Annotated in this window: 21 protein-coding genes and 2 pseudogenes; 9 read left to right on the forward strand and 14 right to left on the reverse strand. The window is 41.9% G+C overall.

What is annotated here, in order from left to right; translation table 11 throughout:
- Positions 1 to 9 precede the first annotated feature (9 nt).
- Positions 10 to 885, forward strand: a complete 876-nt coding sequence (locus ACFFRD_RS01265; protein WP_392475962.1) for a glycosyltransferase — start codon at positions 10 to 12, stop codon at positions 883 to 885.
- A gap of 48 nt (positions 886 to 933) precedes the next feature.
- On the forward strand, positions 934 to 1,125 hold the full coding sequence (locus tag ACFFRD_RS01270; RefSeq protein ID WP_190938336.1) for a hypothetical protein: 192 nt from the start codon (positions 934 to 936) through the stop codon (positions 1,123 to 1,125).
- A 302-nt stretch (positions 1,126 to 1,427) separates the two neighbouring features.
- Here the strand turns inward: ACFFRD_RS01270 and ACFFRD_RS01275 are convergent, their stop codons facing one another.
- The 5 genes and pseudogenes from ACFFRD_RS01275 to ACFFRD_RS01295 all read right to left on the reverse strand — a co-directional run.
- Positions 1,428 to 1,559: a hypothetical protein gene (locus ACFFRD_RS01275; RefSeq protein WP_392475963.1), complete on the reverse strand. Its 132-nt coding sequence runs from the start codon at positions 1,557 to 1,559 to the stop codon at positions 1,428 to 1,430.
- Between the two features lie 18 nt (positions 1,560 to 1,577).
- The gene (locus ACFFRD_RS01280; protein ID WP_392475964.1) at positions 1,578 to 1,988 is read right to left on the reverse strand and encodes a hypothetical protein; all 411 of its coding nucleotides are present in this window, start codon (positions 1,986 to 1,988) and stop codon (positions 1,578 to 1,580) included.
- Entirely contained in the window at positions 1,985 to 2,395 is a 411-nt protein-coding gene (locus ACFFRD_RS01285; RefSeq protein ID WP_190938091.1) for a hypothetical protein, read from the reverse strand. Before ACFFRD_RS01285 ends, ACFFRD_RS01280 begins: the two co-directional genes overlap by 4 nt.
- Positions 2,396 to 2,559: 164 nt before the next feature.
- Complete coding sequence (locus ACFFRD_RS01290) at positions 2,560 to 2,793, reverse strand: hypothetical protein (RefSeq protein ID WP_392476156.1); 234 nt, start codon at positions 2,791 to 2,793, stop codon at positions 2,560 to 2,562.
- Between the two features lie 25 nt (positions 2,794 to 2,818).
- Positions 2,819 to 3,097, reverse strand: a pseudogene (locus ACFFRD_RS01295) (CDP-alcohol phosphatidyltransferase family protein); the annotation flags it as partial.
- A gap of 513 nt (positions 3,098 to 3,610) precedes the next feature.
- Here ACFFRD_RS01295 and ACFFRD_RS01300 point away from each other — a divergent pair.
- A pseudogene (locus ACFFRD_RS01300) lies at positions 3,611 to 3,751 on the forward strand (DNA polymerase IV); the annotation flags it as partial.
- A gap of 279 nt (positions 3,752 to 4,030) precedes the next feature.
- Positions 4,031 to 4,291, forward strand: a complete 261-nt coding sequence (locus tag ACFFRD_RS01305) for a hypothetical protein (protein ID WP_163937294.1) — start codon at positions 4,031 to 4,033, stop codon at positions 4,289 to 4,291.
- Positions 4,292 to 4,469: 178 nt separating this feature from the next.
- Here the strand turns inward: ACFFRD_RS01305 and ACFFRD_RS01310 are convergent, their stop codons facing one another.
- The 6 genes from ACFFRD_RS01310 to ACFFRD_RS01335 all read right to left on the reverse strand — a co-directional run bounded on the left by ACFFRD_RS01310 (position 4,470) and on the right by ACFFRD_RS01335 (position 8,703).
- Positions 4,470 to 5,273 (reverse strand): phosphate ABC transporter ATP-binding protein, encoded by an 804-nt coding sequence (locus tag ACFFRD_RS01310; protein WP_392475965.1) that lies wholly within the window; start codon positions 5,271 to 5,273, stop codon positions 4,470 to 4,472.
- The gene (gene pstA / locus ACFFRD_RS01315) at positions 5,273 to 6,112 is read right to left on the reverse strand and encodes a phosphate ABC transporter permease PstA (protein ID WP_392475966.1); all 840 of its coding nucleotides are present in this window, start codon (positions 6,110 to 6,112) and stop codon (positions 5,273 to 5,275) included. The genes ACFFRD_RS01310 and pstA overlap by 1 nt, the downstream gene beginning before the upstream one ends.
- Positions 6,105 to 6,983, reverse strand: coding sequence for a phosphate ABC transporter permease subunit PstC (gene pstC, locus ACFFRD_RS01320; RefSeq protein ID WP_392475967.1), 879 nt, complete (start codon positions 6,981 to 6,983; stop codon positions 6,105 to 6,107). The genes pstA and pstC overlap by 8 nt, the downstream gene beginning before the upstream one ends.
- Positions 6,940 to 7,794, reverse strand: a complete 855-nt coding sequence (locus tag ACFFRD_RS01325) for a phosphate ABC transporter substrate-binding protein (RefSeq protein WP_392475968.1) — start codon at positions 7,792 to 7,794, stop codon at positions 6,940 to 6,942. The genes pstC and ACFFRD_RS01325 overlap by 44 nt, the downstream gene beginning before the upstream one ends.
- Positions 7,795 to 7,815: 21 nt before the next feature.
- On the reverse strand, positions 7,816 to 8,121 hold the full coding sequence (locus tag ACFFRD_RS01330) for a helix-turn-helix transcriptional regulator (protein WP_163937280.1): 306 nt from the start codon (positions 8,119 to 8,121) through the stop codon (positions 7,816 to 7,818).
- 150 nt (positions 8,122 to 8,271) lie between these two features.
- Positions 8,272 to 8,703 (reverse strand): GNAT family acetyltransferase, encoded by a 432-nt coding sequence (locus ACFFRD_RS01335; RefSeq protein WP_163937277.1) that lies wholly within the window; start codon positions 8,701 to 8,703, stop codon positions 8,272 to 8,274.
- A 463-nt stretch (positions 8,704 to 9,166) separates the two neighbouring features.
- Between ACFFRD_RS01335 and ACFFRD_RS01340 the strand changes: the two genes are divergently transcribed.
- A complete protein-coding gene (locus ACFFRD_RS01340; RefSeq protein ID WP_392475969.1) occupies positions 9,167 to 11,074 on the forward strand; it encodes an ABC transporter ATP-binding protein in 1,908 nt (635 codons plus the stop codon).
- A 223-nt stretch (positions 11,075 to 11,297) separates the two neighbouring features.
- Positions 11,298 to 13,049 carry an ABC transporter ATP-binding protein gene (locus ACFFRD_RS01345; protein WP_392475970.1) on the forward strand — a complete coding sequence of 584 codons (1,752 nt, stop codon included), beginning with the start codon at positions 11,298 to 11,300 and terminating at the stop codon, positions 13,047 to 13,049.
- A gap of 11 nt (positions 13,050 to 13,060) precedes the next feature.
- On the opposite strand, the gene ACFFRD_RS01350 is transcribed toward ACFFRD_RS01345, so the two are convergent.
- Both ACFFRD_RS01350 and ACFFRD_RS01355 read right to left on the reverse strand, forming a co-directional pair.
- Positions 13,061 to 13,261: a hypothetical protein gene (locus ACFFRD_RS01350; protein ID WP_392475971.1), complete on the reverse strand. Its 201-nt coding sequence runs from the start codon at positions 13,259 to 13,261 to the stop codon at positions 13,061 to 13,063.
- A 349-nt stretch (positions 13,262 to 13,610) separates the two neighbouring features.
- Positions 13,611 to 14,573 carry a TauD/TfdA dioxygenase family protein gene (locus tag ACFFRD_RS01355; protein ID WP_392475972.1) on the reverse strand — a complete coding sequence of 321 codons (963 nt, stop codon included), beginning with the start codon at positions 14,571 to 14,573 and terminating at the stop codon, positions 13,611 to 13,613.
- A 327-nt stretch (positions 14,574 to 14,900) separates the two neighbouring features.
- Between ACFFRD_RS01355 and ACFFRD_RS01360 the strand changes: the two genes are divergently transcribed.
- On the forward strand, positions 14,901 to 16,172 hold the full coding sequence (locus ACFFRD_RS01360) for an MFS transporter (RefSeq protein WP_194145023.1): 1,272 nt from the start codon (positions 14,901 to 14,903) through the stop codon (positions 16,170 to 16,172).
- Between the two features lie 271 nt (positions 16,173 to 16,443).
- Here the strand turns inward: ACFFRD_RS01360 and nifE are convergent, their stop codons facing one another.
- Complete coding sequence (gene nifE / locus ACFFRD_RS01365; protein WP_392475973.1) at positions 16,444 to 17,856, reverse strand: nitrogenase iron-molybdenum cofactor biosynthesis protein NifE; 1,413 nt, start codon at positions 17,854 to 17,856, stop codon at positions 16,444 to 16,446.
- Between the two features lie 852 nt (positions 17,857 to 18,708).
- Between nifE and ACFFRD_RS01370 the strand changes: the two genes are divergently transcribed.
- Both ACFFRD_RS01370 and ACFFRD_RS01375 read left to right on the forward strand, forming a co-directional pair.
- Positions 18,709 to 18,885: a hypothetical protein gene (locus tag ACFFRD_RS01370; RefSeq protein WP_392475974.1), complete on the forward strand. Its 177-nt coding sequence runs from the start codon at positions 18,709 to 18,711 to the stop codon at positions 18,883 to 18,885.
- Positions 18,886 to 19,011: 126 nt separating this feature from the next.
- Positions 19,012 to 20,016: an aldo/keto reductase gene (locus ACFFRD_RS01375; RefSeq protein ID WP_392475975.1), complete on the forward strand. Its 1,005-nt coding sequence runs from the start codon at positions 19,012 to 19,014 to the stop codon at positions 20,014 to 20,016.
- Positions 20,017 to 20,244: the final 228 nt, after the last annotated feature.

Consider the following 20,244-nt stretch of genomic DNA (forward strand, 5'->3'; position numbering starts at 1 on the left):
TTGTTTTAGATGTTTGGGTTTTTGAAATTTGCTCAAACAACTAAAAACCCGCTAAAGAAATTAATCAACTATGGCAGCTACTTACTAGTAGAGTTTTTGCACTGGCAAAGATATCGTCCACTGCTCAATCACTTCAGAACAGAAACATTGAAATTGCCGCCTTTACCATATTTGGGCAGACGCTTCAGACAGAAGACTCCGGCGAATGTATCACGAATCCCTCTATTGTACGGGTTTAGTTCGCACGTCATCCCAAGACCCCGTGACTGGCCTGCATGGGTGTATGTAACTGGTTTTTGGTTTATTGACCAAGCCTCCGAATACGAGCCACCTCTGGAACTAGAGGATTTTCTTGGACGAAAGCAATTGCCTTTGTGTTTTGGATTTGGGAGCATGACGATGCCCAATCCAGAATATCTCACACACTATATTGTGGAAGCCTTAAAGAAAACACATCAAGGTGGGATTATATTGTCAGGCTGGGGGAACGTTGGAAGAACAGTGAATATAAAAGATTCGCTACGAGTGTTTGTGATCAAGGAAGTTCCACATGATTGGCTGTTTCCTCAAGTGCCAGCAGTAGTACATCACGGAGGAGCTAGTACAACTGCGGCAGTGTTACGTGCAGGGACACCATCAATTACTGTACCTTTTTTTGCAGATCAGCCAGTTTGGGGAGAAAAGCTAACTCGGTTGGGAGTCAGCCCTGCGCCGATACCGTACAAGAAGGTATCAGATAAAACTTTAGCAGCAGCGATTGAAATCGTACTGGGCGATGAGGTGATGCGGAAGAAAGCACAAGAGTTGGGTGAGAAGATTAGGGGTGAAGATGGTGTGGCGAATGCTGTTGAAGTATTTCATCGACATTTGGGGTTGATTGGGTGAGAAATCCCACACAATTAAAATACATCATCACACCCACAACAGCAGTAAATGTCCCAAGTTAAAGTTGATACCGTACTCTGTGTCAACGGCAGTGTCCTAATGGTTTTTTACACGCCAGGGCATTGCTGGCAGTTTCGGATTATCAGCCGGACAGGTGGCATATTCGGGGAACAAAAGATTTATTACACGGCGGAGGCAGCACTGAGAACTGGATTAGAGTGGTTGCGGGATGAACGGTGATAAGTGCGTATATGCGATCCAAGGTCAGCATTAATGGCAAGAGACAATCGTTTTTAGTCAAGGTGAATTGCTTGAAATTGTACAGCGATTTTTTTAATTTGTCGCTCCACTAACTATGTGGAGGTGAATTAATGGAAAAGAAAAGTTGGCGATCGCTACAATCAATATTTCCAGTACTTATACAGAGGCGTGAATACCTAATATTGTACAAAATAACTTTTAGTGAAAGGTAATAAATGTAAATTTATATACTCTGTTGAGATGAATAACTCAGTAGAGTATTTTTTTGATAGTCACTGCCTTTAAGAAATTGTCTTGTCTTGTTGCAACCCAACAAAACCTCTTTCTAACAACCATAAATTGAAAACTGCGGCTGCTCTGTCAAGAAATGTGATGCCTGCGGTTCTTGCTAGCCTACGCACTTCTTGAAACATCTATAAGTTGTGTTTCTCTCAATTGCGGTCATTGCCATTAGGAGCAGACAGTTGAATCATCTCAGTAAAACGTGAATACTTAACCGCATCGGTAGGGGGATAATCTGCCGACACAGCAATTAACCCAATTTTTATATCCTCGAAATAAATCACACCCCCAATACGCCCTTCAAGAAAGAAAGCTCCATGAAATAAATGATATGGAGCGATGTAGATTAGCAAAAAGTCACTAATCTTTATTGCCCTATCAAACATCTGCTGACAAGTTTTTTGGAGGACAGCATCTAGATATTCATTATAGGCAGGCTCACCCATGTCAGTGAATTCCGGCAGATCCGCAAAATGATCCATATAAAATAGCCAGATATCGGACAAGTCTGCGTCATTTGCCAATTTCTGCTTAAGTTCTTGCAATCGGTCGATATTCATTGTGTAACAGGTGTACCGTTTAAAGTCATTACAGGATCGCGATCGCAAAGGCTAATATCAGCTTTCCAACGGGAGGGGAATTTTGAATCAATGAAAGTGACTTTAAATCTGCCCCAATGATAAGTAGGTTTACCATCTGCTCCTTCTCTATAGGTATCGCAACGTACCGATGAAGACTTTTGTACCCAGTAGCCATTGTATGAACCTCGGTCATTAAACACTCCTGCTAAACCATCAATGAAGATTACTCCATCGCTACCATACCGCCACACGGCAGTTTTATTACGATCTTCTTGATAAACCACTTTATATTCTTCCGTTTTCCAAACCTCATCTGCTAGAGCTTTTTGAGGCGCAGCAGTGCAAATCAATAAGGCTAAAGTCAGGAGAACATAGTTCTTTTTCATAAAATTGACTTTGATCAATTCAAAATTTGGCATGAATTACGAGGTCAATTTTCTCACAGTTTTATGCGCTTATTAAGAAAATAAAAGGTTTTGGGGCTAAAACGCACATATATATTACCGCAAGATTAGATTATTTTTGATAGCTCAACTAAAACGTAGCGCTACTATTTCCACCAGGGTTTAAATAACAATGGTGACACCGATAAAAATACCAAAAAAACCGAAGCGAGTATAAACGAGGAGGCATCGCTTCCTTGTAAAGCGGTTTTTCCAGAAGCACCCAACCAGGTATAAGCAATCGTGCCTGGAATTACTCCAATGAAGGTTGCAAGGGTATAAATCTTCAGGTTGATTGTGGTTAGTGCCAATAAAAAGTTAATAATATTAAACGGAGCAATCGGAGCAAAGCGTAGAGATAGAACTAAAGAAAAGGATTACTTGGGGATATACTAACCAAATACTGATCGCCATACACAAATACAAACAAATATCAGCCCAGCTATCTGCTTGACGAAGTAGGGCTGTACTAACCTTTAAGCGACGGGCAATGATCCCATCAAAAACGTCTGAAAGTACGGCAATAACGTAACCGATGATGAACCAAAAACTGGTTCTATGGTCTAAAGCATCGAGAACTAGTAAAGGAGCTAGAGCGAAGCGCATTCCCACTAAAGTAATCGGAAGATGTGATAGTTTTATCATCGTTCCCCACTTTCCTAGCGTTAATTAAACTAGTATAAACACTATAATGATATCGGCAAATTCGCTACAAATATAACAATATTCATAGCAGCACTTTCCACCTGGGTGAGTGTTTGGGGAATGTCAAAGGATATTGTGTCAATTACTTGTGTGGTCATCTCTTTTGTGCTAATGAGTCACCAAACAGTAAGCGTATAAAAGGTCAGTTTTACCACTACAAACATCTTCAACACAGACTAATTTTCCATCTGGGGCTATACCAAATTTAAGCCACATCGTCACGCTTACTCATTAACAGAAAAACCAATCGAGCAGATAGCATAAAGTTCAAGCAAGCTTTAAATAATTTGCATATCTGCAAAATTTGGCTCAAACTAGTGCTAGTGTACTATAGGATTTCTAATTTAGGATTTAATTTGCTTGAAAGTGATGTGAAAAGTGAGACTGCTTGTGGTGGAGCTACCCTTGGGACAAGAACCTGTCGCTAGAACTAGGAAGATAGTTCACGTTGATATGGATGCCTTCTACGCATCGGTAGAGCAGAGGGACAACCCTAGCTACCGAGGCAAACCATTAGTCGTCGGTGGCAGTCCGAATCAGCGAGGCGTAGTTGCAGCCGCCAGTTATGAAGCTCGTAATTTTGGTATTGCAAGTATTATATTTTAGCGTAGGTATAGCTCATACTCGTGTGTCTGAACTATCTCCCAATTCTTGTTGTAATTGGGATAGTTGATTTTTTAATGCTTTACCAGTGTGAATATTGCTGAAATTCTTTCACTCTACATTTGACGATTTTGGACTATGAGTCATACTAAAAAAAGCTCATGATTTCAGCAATCGCTAACTATATTTCCAAGCAGGCATTTGGCTAAGGAGATAGTCAAAACTGGGTTGACATTATTGATGAAAACTTATTAGTAGGGAGGTGAAACCATGAACCAGTCTCATGAGGAAGACAAAAATAAATTTCTTGACCCTCGTGGTCGCTATTACGGACAAGTTAAACCAGAAAACTTAGTGTTTAATGCTAACTTGCAAGAATTTGCTCAAAAAGTTGGCATGATCACCAGTTTAGAAAGCAATGGTAAGCTTGACCCAGAAGATGCTTATCAGCAAATTAAGGGACTTTGGAAACAGTTAAAGCATAGTAAGAAGGAACTGGGAATTGGTGAGGAGCCATCAGCAACAGCCTGAAGTTATTCTAACTTTGGGGTAATCACCTCAAACTCATTGCGCCTGAGTGATACTAGAGTTAAATTAATGGTCAACTAACTAATGGCACGCTTGTAAACGTGAAATTATCGCTAGGTCTGGGTGTGGGGGGTTGGGTGTCAGGTGTAGGAAACAATATTTACCAGTGTGGATGTGAAAACTACCCGCGAATACCATTCACATAACCAGCCGTCAAATCGTTCTGTGGTGCGGTAAAAATCTGTTCGACTGTACCATACTCGATTAATCTTCCCATTTCTGCTTGTACCCAAAACAGGGCAGCGTAATCGCCAATGCGTCTAGCTTGAGCGAGGTTGTGGGTGACAATTACCACTGTGTAACGTCCTCGCAAACTGGCAATTAAATCCTCAACTACACCACTAGAAATCGGATCGAGGGCACTACAGGGTTCATCAAATAATAAAACTTCTGGTTGCAGAACTAAAGCACGAGCAATACACAAACGCTGCTTTTGTCCGCCAGACAGAGATAAGGCAGAGCTATGGAGTCGATCCTTGACTTCGTTCCAAAGTCCGACATCTTGGAGTGTGGTTTCAATCAGCCAATCAAGTTTTTCGCGGTTTTTGATCCCGTGTTCTTGTAGTGGAAATGCCAGATTCTTCCAAATTGAGAAGGGGAAAGGGTTGGGCTTTTGAAAGATTGTACCCACACGCCGACGTAGGGCGATCGCATCTATCCGATGATTGAGAATTTCTAAACCATCTAAACGAATGCTTCCTACAACTTTGGTATGAGGTATTAAATCAGTCAAGCGATTGAGACAACTCAAAAAACTGGTTTTGCCACAACCAGAAGGTCCCACCAGCGCAGTAATCTTACCTGCTGCGATCGGCATGGTTACGTCTGTAAAAGCAGCTTTTTTGCCATAATATAAACTCAGTTTATCGGTTTGCATTGAAGGCAGAGATAAGCGAGAATTTTGTCTAAGTTGCGATTTGTTCATTAAGATGTAATCCTTCTACCTAACCAAAATCGGGCTGTCCACGTTGCGATACCATTTACCAGCAACAATAAAATCAACAACACCAAGGCAGAGGCGTAGGCGTTAGCATCCCCACCAGCAACATTCATTGATAAATCGAAAATGTGAATCGATAGCGATCGCCCAGAATCAAGTAATGACTCTGGCATTCGATCTACATAACCACTGGTAAAAATCAGTGCGGCTGTCTCAGCGATCGCTCTGCCAATTCCCAGAACCAGACCCACAACTAATCCAGGTGTCGCTGCTGGTAATAGCAGTTTCCATAATGTGGTAGTGCGTGATAATCCTAAAGCCGCAGCCCCTAATCGATAATCAGCCGGAACACTCCGAAATCCTGCTTCTGTGGAACGAATCAGAATTGGCAACACCATACAAGCCAAAGTCAACCCACCGGACAAAATCGAAAAGCCTAATCCCAACTGAATCGAGAAAAATGCGTTACCAAACAAGCCAAAAACAATAGATGGGACTCCCGCCAACACATCCAAACTGCGACGCACTAAACGCCCAAAGACACTTTCAGTGGCTGTAAACTCGGCTAACAGTACGGCAGTACCAACACCAAGGGGGAGAGAAACCGCCATACAAACCCCCAATATCAGACAAGTAGAAATCAGAATCGGGGCAATTCCTCCCTCGCGTCCCGCATTTCGAGGTTCAGTTGTCAAAAATTCCCAGGAAATCTGCCCTACACCGTGCCACACGATATCGCCTAAAATCCAGCAGAAAACGGCACTGACAAATAAAGCGATCGCCCAAAGGACAAGAGTAGGTAGTGGAAGCGATTTTTTAACCATAAATGTTTTTCCTGCTTATAACTTCGGCAACGCCTACTAAAGCGGCGATCACCACCATCAGCAACAAGCCACTGACAAACAGTGCTGAACGGTGATTTCCTGTGGCATAAGCCATTTCTAAAGCAATATTGGCAGTGAGGGTGCGAAGGGGGTCAAATAAGCTTGTGGGTATTTGGACGACATTGCCACAAACCATCAAGACTGCCATTGTTTCGCCAATGGCCCGTCCCGTTCCTAAAATCAAACCAGTAAATATACCAGACTTAGCAGCCGTTAAAACAACGCTTCTGATTGTTGCCCAGCGAGAAATTCCTAAAGCGGCTGCACCCTGTAAATACTCAGTCGGGACTTCAGAAAAACTGGCTTGTGCTGTTAAGGCGATCGTTGGCAAAATCATTAATGTCAAAATAGCGATTCCCGCTAGGAGGCTTGCTCCTGGTGGTTGGAGTTTAGCAATCAGTGGCACGAGGACGACCAAACCCCAGAACCCGTAAACTACAGAAGGAATACCTGCCAGTAACTCAATTAACTGCCGATAAAATCCGCCAACCAAAGGAGGAGCATAATACTGACAAAATATTGCCGAGCCAATCCCTAAAGGTGCAGCCAACAGTACAGAACCGAGTGTCACCAACAGACTTCCCCACAGCATCGGCATCAGGTTATATAATCCTTCATCTGGATGCCAAGAGCGATCGCTGACAAAACGCAACCATCCTACCTGTCGCAGTATTGGCAATGCTTCGAGTAATAAGAACCCGGTAATTAAGATAACAATAATACTTGTGATGAGAGCTAATAACCGTAAGATCCACAGGAGAACGATATCACTTTGAGACGGGGACAAAATCTTGCTTTTTAAAAATTTCATGGACTTGCGGCGACTGTGCAAACTCAATAAATGCTCGTTCTAACCCTACCGGCTGAGTTTTAGTAACCAAATTCAGGGGACGGGAAAGTGGAAACTTCCCATTTCGGACATTTTCTGTGGTGGCTGCGACTCCATTCAAAGGCAATAACTTAATCGGATCGCCGTTGTTGATACTAAATTCAGCAGTACCAATAGATACATATCCAATGGCGTTAGGATTACCTGCTACTGTCTTAATGCCTTGCTGATTATCCCCAATCACAACCGATGATTTGATATCGCTATTCTTAAGTTTGAAGTAGCCAAGAAACAATTCGAGGGTAGAACGTCCCTCAGCTTTGTTGACAACTGTAATCGGTGCATTTTTGCCACTAACTTGTTGCCAGTTGTTAATCTTACCAGTGTAAATATCGATAACTTGTTGATTTGAGAGGGATTTTATAGAATTTTCTTTATGCAAAATAATGCCAATTCCATCGCGGGCAATAGCAAAAGCTTGTAAGTCTTTTTCTTCCTCTTTGAGGCTACGAGATGCCATCCCAATGTTAGCAACGCCTTTACGCGCATCAGCAATACCGCGAGATGAACCTCCTGTTTGCACATCCACTCGTACATCAGGATGCTCTGATTCAAATCGCTTACCAATTTCTGCTGCTAACGGTGCTACTGTACTAGAGCCTGTTAAAACTAACTTTCCCTGTAATTGATTGGTTGGTTGAGTAGCTGTTTTTGAAGATTGCGTACAAGATAGTAGTCCCAAGCAAATTGTGAAACCGACATTAATAAATGCTAGGGTTTTGAGTTGTTTCATCGAAAAATTGCGTCTAAATTTTTATTCAAAACAGAGCAGACAACAGCCTAAATCAATTGCTTTACCAGTGTTGACCTGTCGAATCGTCGGTACAAAATGATAAAGTACTGCCTTGCCATCTCGTGTCGCCTCCACAAAACCTGCCTCCCGCAAAATTTTCAAATGGTGCGATAACAAACTCTGCTCTAGCTTCAAGACAGCATTCAGTTCTCCGACGTGTTTCGGGCCTTCCATGAGAATTTTCACAACAGATAGACGTGTCGTATCTGCTAAAGCTTTAAGTTGACGGGCGCAAAAGTCTGTAGATGATGCATTTTTAAAGTTCATCACTTATCCTTGCTATGGCTTGAATAATCATTGATATGAAAAATGTTTCAAACCTTCTAGAGTCTATCATATTTCTTTTTCCAGAGTGATAGAAAGTGCGGAACGGATCGCACAATTACAGACTATGCATGAATAGCATCGCAATTCAGATCATGACTCATCGGATTCAAGACGTTTGCCCAAGCTGATAACATCGTCAACAACATATCCCAAACGTTCATAAAATCTAATAACTTCGCTATTTGTAGTCCGCACTAGCAAATTAATTTTCGGACAACCTGCTTCCACAAGAAGTTGTTCGGCTTCTAAAATCATCAACCTTCCAATTCCTTGACGCTGATATTGTGGGGCAACTGCAAGGTAATTTATCCAACCTCGATGCCCCTCATACCCTGCCATAACTGTTGCTATAAGCTTCTGCCCAGTTGTACCTACAAGAAAAAGATGGGGTTGCACACAAAGCTTTCGCTCAATGTCCCTTTTGGGATCATTCCAGGGTCGAGTTAAACCACACCGTATCCATAAGGCAATGACGGCAGACTCATCAGTAAGTTCAAAAGTTCGGATCTCTATATCTGCCATCGTAATCATGCTATTTGCATAGCATCGCTATGATCACACTACCTTGATAAACCATCCCGTTGATTTACACCCGACACAAAGCATAAGCCAAGAATTAACTAATCATTCTCATAGCAAGAATTGCTATATATTTTTCTGCTTGCTTTTTACTCTGGTTCATGAGACTATTAAACTTCATTAAATACGATAACTTGACCGATTAACAGTACTTTGTTCAAAGTGGTTCCAGTAACTAAAACAAGCAGTTGGAAATAGAAGAAGTAAAATATCAGCTTAATCTGGAATCAAGAAGACCGGAAATTTACAGATTGCTCTAGTAGCAAATATATCAAAAAAGCAATGATTACATGACCTAGCGAAAAACTAACTTTGCCACAACTAAAAGCAACCTGTAAAGCAGTCACAAATCTATATACAAGACTGATCTAACTTGTTAATGCCATTCGTCCTGGGGGATCAAACTATGACATCATCAAAGACCTCTAACATTTTTGGTCGGCTTGACCCCTTTGAAGTATCAATCAATAAGCGTAACTCCTTTGTCAGCAATGTCTGGCGACTGCGGCACTGGATGGCTCCGTATCGCTGGCGCATTGCGTTAGCTCTGCTGTTTGCAATGCTTTCGGCTACATCTGCCGTTTTGATACCAGTTGTAGTAAGCCGGGTGGTAGTGGACGGGATCTTGATGCATAATTACCGGACTGATCTACCAGATTATGGACAAACGGCATTAATCCAATGGTTAGCAACTACATTAAACACTGAACAAATAATTGCTGCCGCCCTTGTTGGTTTACTTTGGGTACTGCTGTGGTCTGGCTTTGGGTATGCCTTCCGCTCTCAGCTGTCTTATGCGGCACTGTTGGGTTTGAGTGACTTGCGCCGCGATTTGTTTGCCCATGTCGAGCATTTGCCATCTGCTTTTTACGATCGGGTTATGGTTGGGCAGGTATTGACCCGGATTGCTAACGATATCGAGAGTTTGTCCGAACTTTTGACTGGTGTCGGTGCGTTGGCTGGAGAATTGATTCCATTGATTGTTGCTGTAAGCGTAATGTTGTCTTTGGATGCGATGCTTGCCGTAAAACTATTACCTTTGATGTTGTTTGTAGCGGGTGTAATCGTAATTTTTAGACGTTATTCTAGTTCGATCTATCAGGTCATCCGTGCCACCTTATCGCGTCTCAACGAGCATTTGCACGAACACTTATCGGGAATTGAAATTGTGCAAATGTCCGGGCGAGAAGCATTGAGCTTTCAACAGTACTCTGCGATTAACCAAGCCAATAAAGTAGCCGAGACTAAGGCTATCATGGCAGAGACTGTATACAATCCGCTCATCGACAACATATCCTATTTAGCGATCGCTAGTATCTTGTGGTTAGGCGGGCAACACGTACTGAACCAGACTACTACCCTGGGATCGGTCGTGTTGTTCTTGCAATTTAGCGATATGTTGTTCCGTCCGATTGTGGCTTTGGGGGATCAAGCAAATGCGGTGTTTCGAGCGGCGGCAGCCTGTGAACGCATATTCGGGTTGTTGGACTGGAAGGAATCTTTGTCCGTGCCGTTGCAACCTATACCCTTACCTGAAGGTTTGGAAGGTCGAATTGAGTTTCGCGATCTGAATTTTTGTTATGAAAACGGCGAAACAGTTATTCGTCACTTTAATTTTACTGTAGCACCAGGAGAAAACATTGCCATTGTCGGGCCCACTGGTTCTGGCAAGACAACATTGACGCGGCTCATCTGTCGTTTCTACGATGTGCCTGAAAATAGCTTATTCATAGATGGCATCGACATCATGCAGATAGATCCTGCACAGATCCGCAAGCGTGTAGGTATTATCTTTCAAGACTTTCATCTTTTCCCTGGTACTGTCTATGACAACATCGCCTTGGGTAATCCAACTATTACGCGGGAAGATGCTCGAAAAGCCGCTGAACTAATACAGATTCTAGATTTCATTGAAGCCTTGCCACTAGGCTTTGATACGGTATTGGAAGACCGTGGCCAAAATCTATCGCAAGGACAACGCCAGTTATTAGCGTTTACTCGTGTCATTGCCTTAAATCCTGAAATTCTGATTCTGGATGAAGCCACTGCTAGTATTGATCCGGAAACTGAAGCTGCTATACAAGCAGCTTTGGTGAAAGTAACAGCCAATAGAACTTCTATCACCATTGCCCACAGATTACAGACTATTCGCCGAGCAGACCGCATTGTGGTTTTAAATCATGGTCAACTAGTGGAGGTAGGAAACCACAAGGAATTAATGCTTCGTAATGGTTTTTATAAAACCCTTTATGAAGCGCAATTGTACAAGCGTAGACGTGAAAACACATCATCCCGCCTAAATCAGGATGTCTAAATATTGAGGCAATTTTTCAGAAATACGTTTGTACAAAAAATGAATTTTAACTAAGCTGATTTGCTAAATGTATTAACTTTATTATTTTATTGGGAATTACAAGCTGTAAGTCTTATTGAATGTAAATTTCTGCAACTGAGTAATTTTACAAAATCATTGCTTTTATCTAATAGATATGTCTCTCTATACAGCCAAATTAAACTGATAATAACTGACCAAAAAAATGAAATCAAATTTACATACTTTAACTGTGTTACAGCGATTTTTTTACTACTTCCAACCTTATCGTTTCCAGTGGTTAATAGCAGTAATAGCTCTTCTGAGTGTTCACGTTGTTGAGGCTGTCATTCCGATCTATTTAAAAGTCGGTATTGATTTGATTTCAAAACAGGATGAAAATATTTTATTACCGACTCTGGCGATACTTGGTTTGACAGTTGTGCGCTTTGCTATCCTGCACTTTGGTCGTCGCAAAAATGCACTGATTTCAATTTACATATCTTATGATTTACGGCAAGCATTCTATGCACACTTGCAAAAGCTTGGTCGTGGCTTCTATGCAAACTATCATTTGGGTGACTTGATTGCACGAGCGACTAATGACATGGAATCCATTCGTCGCTTTTTCCGGTCTGGTGTGCATCGACTGGTGAGCCTTATTAGTGTGACGTTGATTGCCCCAATTTTTATGTTACAACAGTCGCTCCAGTTAACATTGTTGCTCCTGCCTTTGCTAGTAGTAATAGTTATTAATGGCTGGTATTTAGCTAGGCGTATTTTGTTGGCATCAGCAGCGGTACAAGCGGGTTTTGGTAAGTTGACAGAAACAGTGCAGCAAAACCTCAAGGGTATTCGTACCATTCAGTCTCATGCCCAGGAAGAGCGTGAGATTAAGTATTTTACAGGCGTGTCAAATTGTTATGCGCTAGCTCATCAAAAGTTGATCAATTTGAACGCTATTCTCACTGCCTCCATTGTGCTGGGTAGTGGTTTGATGACCTTAATTGTTGTTGGCGTGGGTGGTAAGCAAGTCTTAGCTGGGCAAATCAGTGTTGGCACGCTGACAGCTTTCATCTTTTATTTAGCAATGATTTTGGGGGTGATCAAGGAAAGCAGTTTTGTTATGTATGCTTTACTCAATGCCATTACTGCTGCAACCAGAGTATTTGAGATTATGGATGAAAAGCCAGAGATTGAAGATGTTCCAACAGGCTTATCAGTTCAGCCTATCAATGGCGAAATTGCAGTTGAAAATCTATTGTATAGTTACCCAGTTAGTTCTGGGCTGCCATCGCGTCTGGTTCTAGAACAGATATCCCTGAGTATCAGCCCTGGCGAAATGATTGCCATCATTGGTCGTGTAGGCTCTGGCAAATCTACCTTGTTGCGACTGCTGGCCAGGCAATTGGAGCCTAATAGCGGACAAATCAAATTAGATGGGCAAGATTTAAAAGACGTTCCACTGAGTCACTTGCGTCAGAATCTGTCATTTGTACCCCAAGATGTTTTCTTATTTGCAGCACCAATTTCAGAAAACATTTCATTCGATAAGCCAGAACGACCGCCCGAATCTATTTGGCAGGCTGCTCGATATGCACAGCTTGAAGCAACAATTAACAAATTTAGTGCAGGTTTATCCACATTAATTGGTGAGCGTGGGGTAACTTTATCAGGTGGGCAGAAACAAAGAACCAGCCTAGCTCGTGGGCTGATTCGCCAGACCCCCATCTTGTTGTTAGACGATTGTTTTTCTGCATTAGATACTAAAACTGAGGCTTTAGTTCTATCGCAATTGCGAGCGGTCAGGAATGGACTTACTACAGTATTAGTTTCTCACCGTTTGTTGGCGACACGTTATGTAGATAGGATATACGTACTTGAGCAAGGGCGTATCGTGGAAGCTGGCAGCCATAACGAACTAATTGCCCAGGATGGTTATTACGCCAAGCTAGTTAGTATGCAAGACGAAGCTTGACCTGTTGTGGATCAAACCCAACCGTCCCCCCTCGCCTCCACAAGACACTCCACCCTCAACCTGACCCCACCGCCGCCAACCCCGGCAGCAGCAGCCCCCGATAGAATTCCTGCTGTAACCCCGAAAGCACTGCCAGCACCCGCCTCAATTCGCAATACGCTTTCTCGCCCATTCGCAATTATTTTGAATATTGTTCTAGTTAATGGCAACATAACCAAGACCTAGCACAACATAGGCGTTGTGTATATCGTGGTAGTTAAATCTTGGGTATTTTAGTTAACAATGAGTAGTTAAAGAATGGTTGTGTACAACGGGGTTAGAGCTACATGGTATAGTCCGTTCAGACGCTGAAAACTCGCTTATTGTCAGAGAGCGAATCAACTCCCTAATCTCAATCCGGCTTGTCGTGAGTGTCATAATTGGATCTCCTTAGATTTAGATTTAGGGCTATACATCAGTCATGCAAAATCACCCTCGTTGCTTTACAAGGGGTTCATGTCTGCGTTCGTAAGTACTGAGTACTTTTTAATTTACTCAGCACTCATGACTTATAACTCAGTTTTACGAAAAGACTGGTTGTGCTTCCTTAGACTCAGCTTTCTGCTTGAAGACGCTTGGTACTTCAGCGCTGAAAGCTTCACCTTGAACCACTTCTGAACGGGAACCATCAACCCCTACTAGAACATCGCCTGTGATAGTAGTGCGATAGAGGAGACGTTCGACATCCAAATGATCCAAATCTTGAGGAGCCAAATGCACGGTGGCGCGGTTGTCCCAGAAGGCGATATCACCGTTGTTCCAACGGAAGCGGGTGGTGTAGGCAGGTTTGGTGACTTGCTTAAAGAACAACTCTAGCAACAGTCTGCTCTCTTCTGGTGATACATCAACAATGCGGGAGACGAAGCCAGGGTTTACGAACAAGGCACGCTCACCAGTCTCAGGATGAACTCTGACGACTGGGTGAATAGAAACCAGGGGATTGACAGCAATGCGCTCGTCGAATTTGTTATTGCGGGGTTGATAACCGCCTCCATTGAAGCGATGTTCCGCTTTTAATGTATCAGCTAGCGATCGCAAGGGTGCTGAGAGTCCCTCATAAGCGGCAACAAGATTACTCCACTGGGTGTCACCACCGAAACTAGGGACATTAACTGCGCGTAAAATTGACGCTGCTGGTGGGTTGATCGCCGCCGTTACATCTGTGTGCCAAGGGCCGCCAGTGCGAAAACCATATTGCTTTTCATAGAGTCTACGGTCTACAGGTTTGATCTGGGGAAATCCCGGAACTGGTTCAGGCTCTCCCAAGGGATGGGCGAAAGTCACTTCGCCAAAACGAGATGTGAACTCGACCTGGGCAGCATGATCGATGTTTTGATCGCGGAAGAACACAACTTTCCACTTCAATAGCGCTTTGCGAATTTCTTGGACTTGATCCTCAGAAAGAGAGCGCGAAAGGTCTACGCCGCCGATTTCTGCACCGATGAAACCAGCTACCTGTTTAACTTCTATATGTTTGTAGCCCATTAGGATTCTCCAGAGTTTTATCTGTCGGGAGGTGTTCACACTCGCCTATTTCCTTGGGAATTTTGCCGATACTCTGATAGCAACATTCCAATGCTGGGAGTATAACTGAAATTATTATACACTATTCCGATAGATTTAACGTAGTATGCAGTTGCTAAATAGTAATTTCCTATGTTTTTCAGATAAATCCTCTTCTATAGTGATTCGATGTCAATGTGCAAAAGCCTTAGCTCAGACAGATGAGCGATGCCTGGGTAGTAAACTACGCGATTATTTGATAATTCTTAGTTAATCTAATTATTAGTAAACCATGATAAAATTTTCCTCATGAAAATTTGGCATAGACAACTAGGGAAAAGCATCAATAATATCACGTACCACCATTTACCCGCCTTTCGCTGGCGTAACTTTCGCCTGTTTTTCGGGGGACAGTTACTATCAATGTCTGGAACATTTATGACCCAGCAGTTAACTATTCCTTGGCTGGTATACGATTTGACTCAATCGCCTTGGTTGTTGGGAGTTGCAGGGTTTGTACAATTTTTACCTACGTTATTAGTGATTCCCTTTTCGGGCATATTGTCTGATCGCTGGAGTCGTCGTGACTTGTTAATGGTGGTACAGATATTGGGAATTAGCGTTTCTCTGGCTTTAACGATTCTCACCTTTACCAATTGGATTACCTTTCCTATCCTCTTGGTACTGAGTGCTTTCAATGGTTTGCTCAAGGGATTAGATATGCCCGTGCGCCATACAATCGTCACCGAAACCGTAGACGATCGCGCCGATTGGAGTAATGCGATCGCTTTGAATTCAGTAATGTTAAGTTCCTCTCTCGTCGTGGGTCCTGCTATGGGCGGGATTTTGATTGCGACACTAGGGGTAAAATATTGTTTTCTTTACGATACCCTCAGCTATATTCCTGCGATATTTACCTTGCTAGCGATGCGGCTGCCAGCCAGACAGATGCAACCCCTTACGGGCATTAGCGATACTTTGGAGAAATTGCGGGAGGGCTTTGAATATGTCTGGAAATTCCAGCCGATTAAAGTAATTTTATTAATGCTAGCGTTACATGGTTTCGTCGGGATGTCTCATGTCGCGCTCATGCCTGTTTTTGCAGCAAAGATTCTCAATGGGAACGCAACAACAATGGCTCACCTCAGTACTTCAGCACCGATTGGCTCGTTGTTTGCTTGTTTGTATCTAAGTGTCAGACGAGGGATTGTAGGCTTAGAGCGTTTGATTGTAGTTGCTCAAGTTTTGATTGGGATGAGTTTGATATTCTTTTCACTCTCGCGTCAAGTTTGGCTATCTATAATTATTCTGGTATTTGTAGGCTGCTTTTCTATCCTCAACATTACCAGTAGTAATATGATTATTCAAACCCTAGTTACCGAGGATAAGCGCGGACGGGTAATGAGTTTTTATGCCCTAGCAATGGTGGGTACAATGCCCTTTGGAAATTTGTTAGCTGGGACTTTGGCAGATAATTTTGGTGCGACTAATGCCTTGATTGTCTGTGGTAGTCTGATTATTTTAGGTGCGCTCTGGTTCTCTGCACAATTGCCAGCAGTAAGCCGTTGGATTGCTCGGTGAACAAGTCGCTTCTCTTTGTACAACAAAGCAGACATTTGGAAAATAAGCATCTTCCACCATACTTTAAAAGTGTAGTGGAAGACGATCAATTACATCAACCTGGCAGAAGAAAGTTGCATTTATAGCTCAATACAGTTCAGTTAAGTTAAGTTAAGTTAAGTATTTCTTCCTCTTCCTCCTTTGCGTCCTTCTCTACGAGACGCTACGCGAATGCGGTTCGTTAAAAAATTGAATTTGACAAAGAGTTAAGCCTTAACTAAACCGTATTGACTTATAGCTGATAGCTGATTTTTTCATCCCAAGGGGCAGGTTTGCTAACTTGCTCCCATATAGGACTATACAAGGCTTCATGTAGTTCGCGTGCTAGTACCACCAAACCTGCATAACCAGCGTAAGCATGGTGACGTTCATGGTTAATGTCTAAAAAAGGGATTCCCGTTTTGAGTGCTGTATATTTATTGCCAGCCCCAGTAATCAATACATCAGCTTTTGTTTGGTGTAATACCTTTAATAAAGCCTGGGGAGTTGTGTCAGACAAAAGCATTGCATCTGCACCAAGATATTGTTTAATTTTAGCTTTCTCCTCTTCTGTTGTTTTGCCATCTGTAGCTGCAATAACCTCCATTCCCAAGTCTTGGGCTGCTAAAATAAGCGACCAACTTTTCACACCACCAGTAGAAAGAATAATTCGCTTACCTTTTAAATCAGCAAGGTAAGGAGCTAAAGCAATATCTAGAGCAGCATTTTCTTGGGCAATTAACTTTTCTGTACGTTCTTGCAGTTCACAGGCAATAACACTATCTCCCAAGGATATACTTAATTTGTCCGCAACATTTCGCAAGCAATCGTTTAAGTTGGTCGCACCATAGAACGATTCTTCAATATAAGGAATTCCATAGCGTTCCGCCATAGTTTGTGCCATTTGTATAGCTACATTTGAGCAAAGAACTACATTTAATTTGGCGCGATGAGCATAGCAAACTTCTTGATAACGAGCATCACCTGTAATTTTAGAAAGAATGCGAATCCCCATTTTTTGGAATAATGGTAAAATATTCCACGTTTCACCGGCAACATTATAGTCACCAACAATATTAATATCGAATGGTGTGGTAAATTCCGGTTCGGCTGTACCAATGACAGCATTCAATAAAGTTTCATTACCGATGCGATTCCCTAAATTTTTACTACCAAGAAATCCAGGCGCATTTACATAGATAACTGGGATATTAACTTGTTGTGTAGCAAGTTGGCAAACACTATCAATATCATCACCAATCAAAGCAGACAGACAAGTAGCATAAACAAAAATAGCGGCAGGATGATAGCGTTGAGCAACAGCCACAATCGCTTTGTACAGTTTCTTTTCTCCACCAAAAACGATATTACCTTCACTAAAGTCAGTAGTAAAAGCAGTTTGGTATAATTGTGAGCCTGATGATAGGCTGCCATGAGTTGCCCAAGGATTGTGAGTACAAGAAACAGCACCATGTACTAAATGAACAGCATCAGTAATAGCTCCGACAGAAACCATCGCTCCATCAAAAGGGCAATTTCCTTGGGTTGAACCTGGTTGTGGTGGTTTTGTACAAGTGAGTCTTTTCTGACCAGTATATTTTTTCTGGTTAGATTTGCAAGGTGTTTCACTAAGTAGTTCGTTAATTTTTACTTGAGTGTTTTTCATGCTTTTCCTCGTGCTAAAAATCAATACAACACAGCCAATAATCCAGCCAAAAATGAGGAGTTAAGAGTATTGTTTTCTCTGTGTCTCCTATTTTTATTACTTACCAATTTTGCTGCCTAGTCTCCACTCGTCTTTATAGATTTATAGATGCTGGTAGACAAAGTTGATTGAGACTGATTTCTGAGAAACTACAAAAAACAGCAATTGATGCACTAGTATTTCAGATAAAACAAGCAACTCCTCTGATGCATCCTGTATTTTTAGAAAGGCTTGTTATGGCAGCCCTCGCATGAGTTACATCTTCGCCTGTAGCCCCTCACCGCAACGAGATGTAACTCACTCAGACGATAAACACTATAATTCTTTGGCTAGTGTTAGCTTATCTAAATATTAGTATAGCTAACAATGTGTAAAATCAAGTATTGTTTTGAGATTTTTAGAATATAAATTATTAGATAATTAAACCTCGTCTACCTTGAAAACCGTAGTTTTGTAGGTTGGGTGCAGCGTTAGCGTAACCCAACATAAAATTTGGTGGTAATGTTGGGTTGCGTTTCACTCCACCCAACCTACATAAATATATCTTTTAAAAAACTCTAGGTTTCAACATAGATGAGGTTTAAACATGATAATTTACACACATATTTTCTATGTAACTTATGTTCTCTTTTATTATCCAAGGTAAGAAAATTATTTTTTACTAATAGTATTTTAGGTATTTAATTTAACTAAAATAGCAATTTATTCAGGGAAGTGTAGCCTTAATTATTTTAGAATACTCTAAATCTATCGATAAAGAGAACTATATTCAAAACCTTTCTTGAAATTTGAAAAGTATACACTATTTGAACTATGGGCTTTAGCCACAGCCCTGGTTGGATTGACGGTGGCGATCGCTTTGCAGATCCGAGAGATTTTACCAACAGTCCCCTCTGCCAAACATTTCCTGATTTCCTGTTCCATATTTCTCATCTATATGCAATTATTAATATTATAGCTGTTAACTCCGGTAAATCGATTGATATATAGTGTATTGTATCCTAGCTTTTGCAAAGCAATGCTTATAGCTCTGCAATACTCTAGGCAAATCAATGTCAAAAGGCTATAGAAATATCACAACCATTAAGCATCCCAACAAAAACTAGAGCAAACCGTATGACGAAATATGTAAATCTTGGCAAAACTGGACTCAAAGTATCCCGTATTACACTAGGCACTATGACTTATGGTTCGCGTAAATTGCGCGAATGGGTATTAGAAGAAGAAGAAAGTCGTCCATTTATCAAACTGGCTTTGGAATTGGGGATTAATTTCTTTGATACCGCCGATGTCTATTCTTTGGGTGCTAGTGAAGAAATTGTCGGACGAGCGCTGAAGGACTTTGCCAAACGGGATCAAGTTGTGATTGCTACTAAAGTACATGGCAAAGTCGGCGATGGGCCTAATGACCGAGGACTATCTCGCAAACATATTTTTGACAGCATTGATGCTTCTTTGCGGCGGCTACAAACTGATTATGTAGACTTGTACCAAATTCACCGTTGGGACTATGAAACACCAATTGAAGAAACCCTAGAAGCACTGCATGATCTTGTCAAAGCAGGTAAAGTCCGTTACTTAGGAATTTCTAGTGTTTACGCATGGCAGTTTGCTAAAGCTCTTTATACAGCAGACATTCACGGCTGGACTCGTTTTGTATCAATTCAAAATCACTACAACCTAGTTTATCGGGAAGAAGAACGAGAAGTGATACCCTTAGCTTTAGATCAAGGGATTGGGATTATTCCTTGGAGTCCCTTGGCGCGGGGCTTTTTAGCAGGGAATCGCAGTAAGTCAGACCATGACCAAACACTACGGGCAAAAACTGACGAATTTGCTCACAATCTCTACTATCAAGATTCAGATTTTAAAGTAGTCGATCGCGTAGTTGAATTAGCCGGAAAACGGGGTGTGAAACCCACACAAATTGCCCTAGCTTGGCTATTGCATCAACCAGGTGTAACATCTCCGATAATTGGCGCTAGTAAGATAGAACATCTTAAAGAGGCTGTGGAGGCGGTGGATTTAGAGCTTTCTGATGAAGAGCGCAAATTTTTAGAAGAACCTTACACACCCCATCCTATACTAGGGCATCAGCACCCATCTGGAAATCGCCCATAGAGTAAGGGACTTCCAAGAAATAAATTATCCAAATAAACGAACCACAGAGACAAGGCAGCGCGGTCTTGGGGGTTTCCCCCATGAGCGACTGCCGCACAGAGAACACAGAGAGAGGAGGAATAGAGAGAGTTTTGGAACATTTTTTTATTTGGAAGTCCCTTAGAATTCACCCAAAATACAACGCTAGATATTTTGAGGTTGAATTTATCAGCGAAGAGACAAGCGAAA

The sequence above is a fragment of the Nostoc sp. C110 genome, from assembly GCF_043099725.1.
Taxonomy (GTDB): Bacteria; Cyanobacteriota; Cyanobacteriia; order Cyanobacteriales; family Nostocaceae; genus Nostoc; species Nostoc muscorum_A.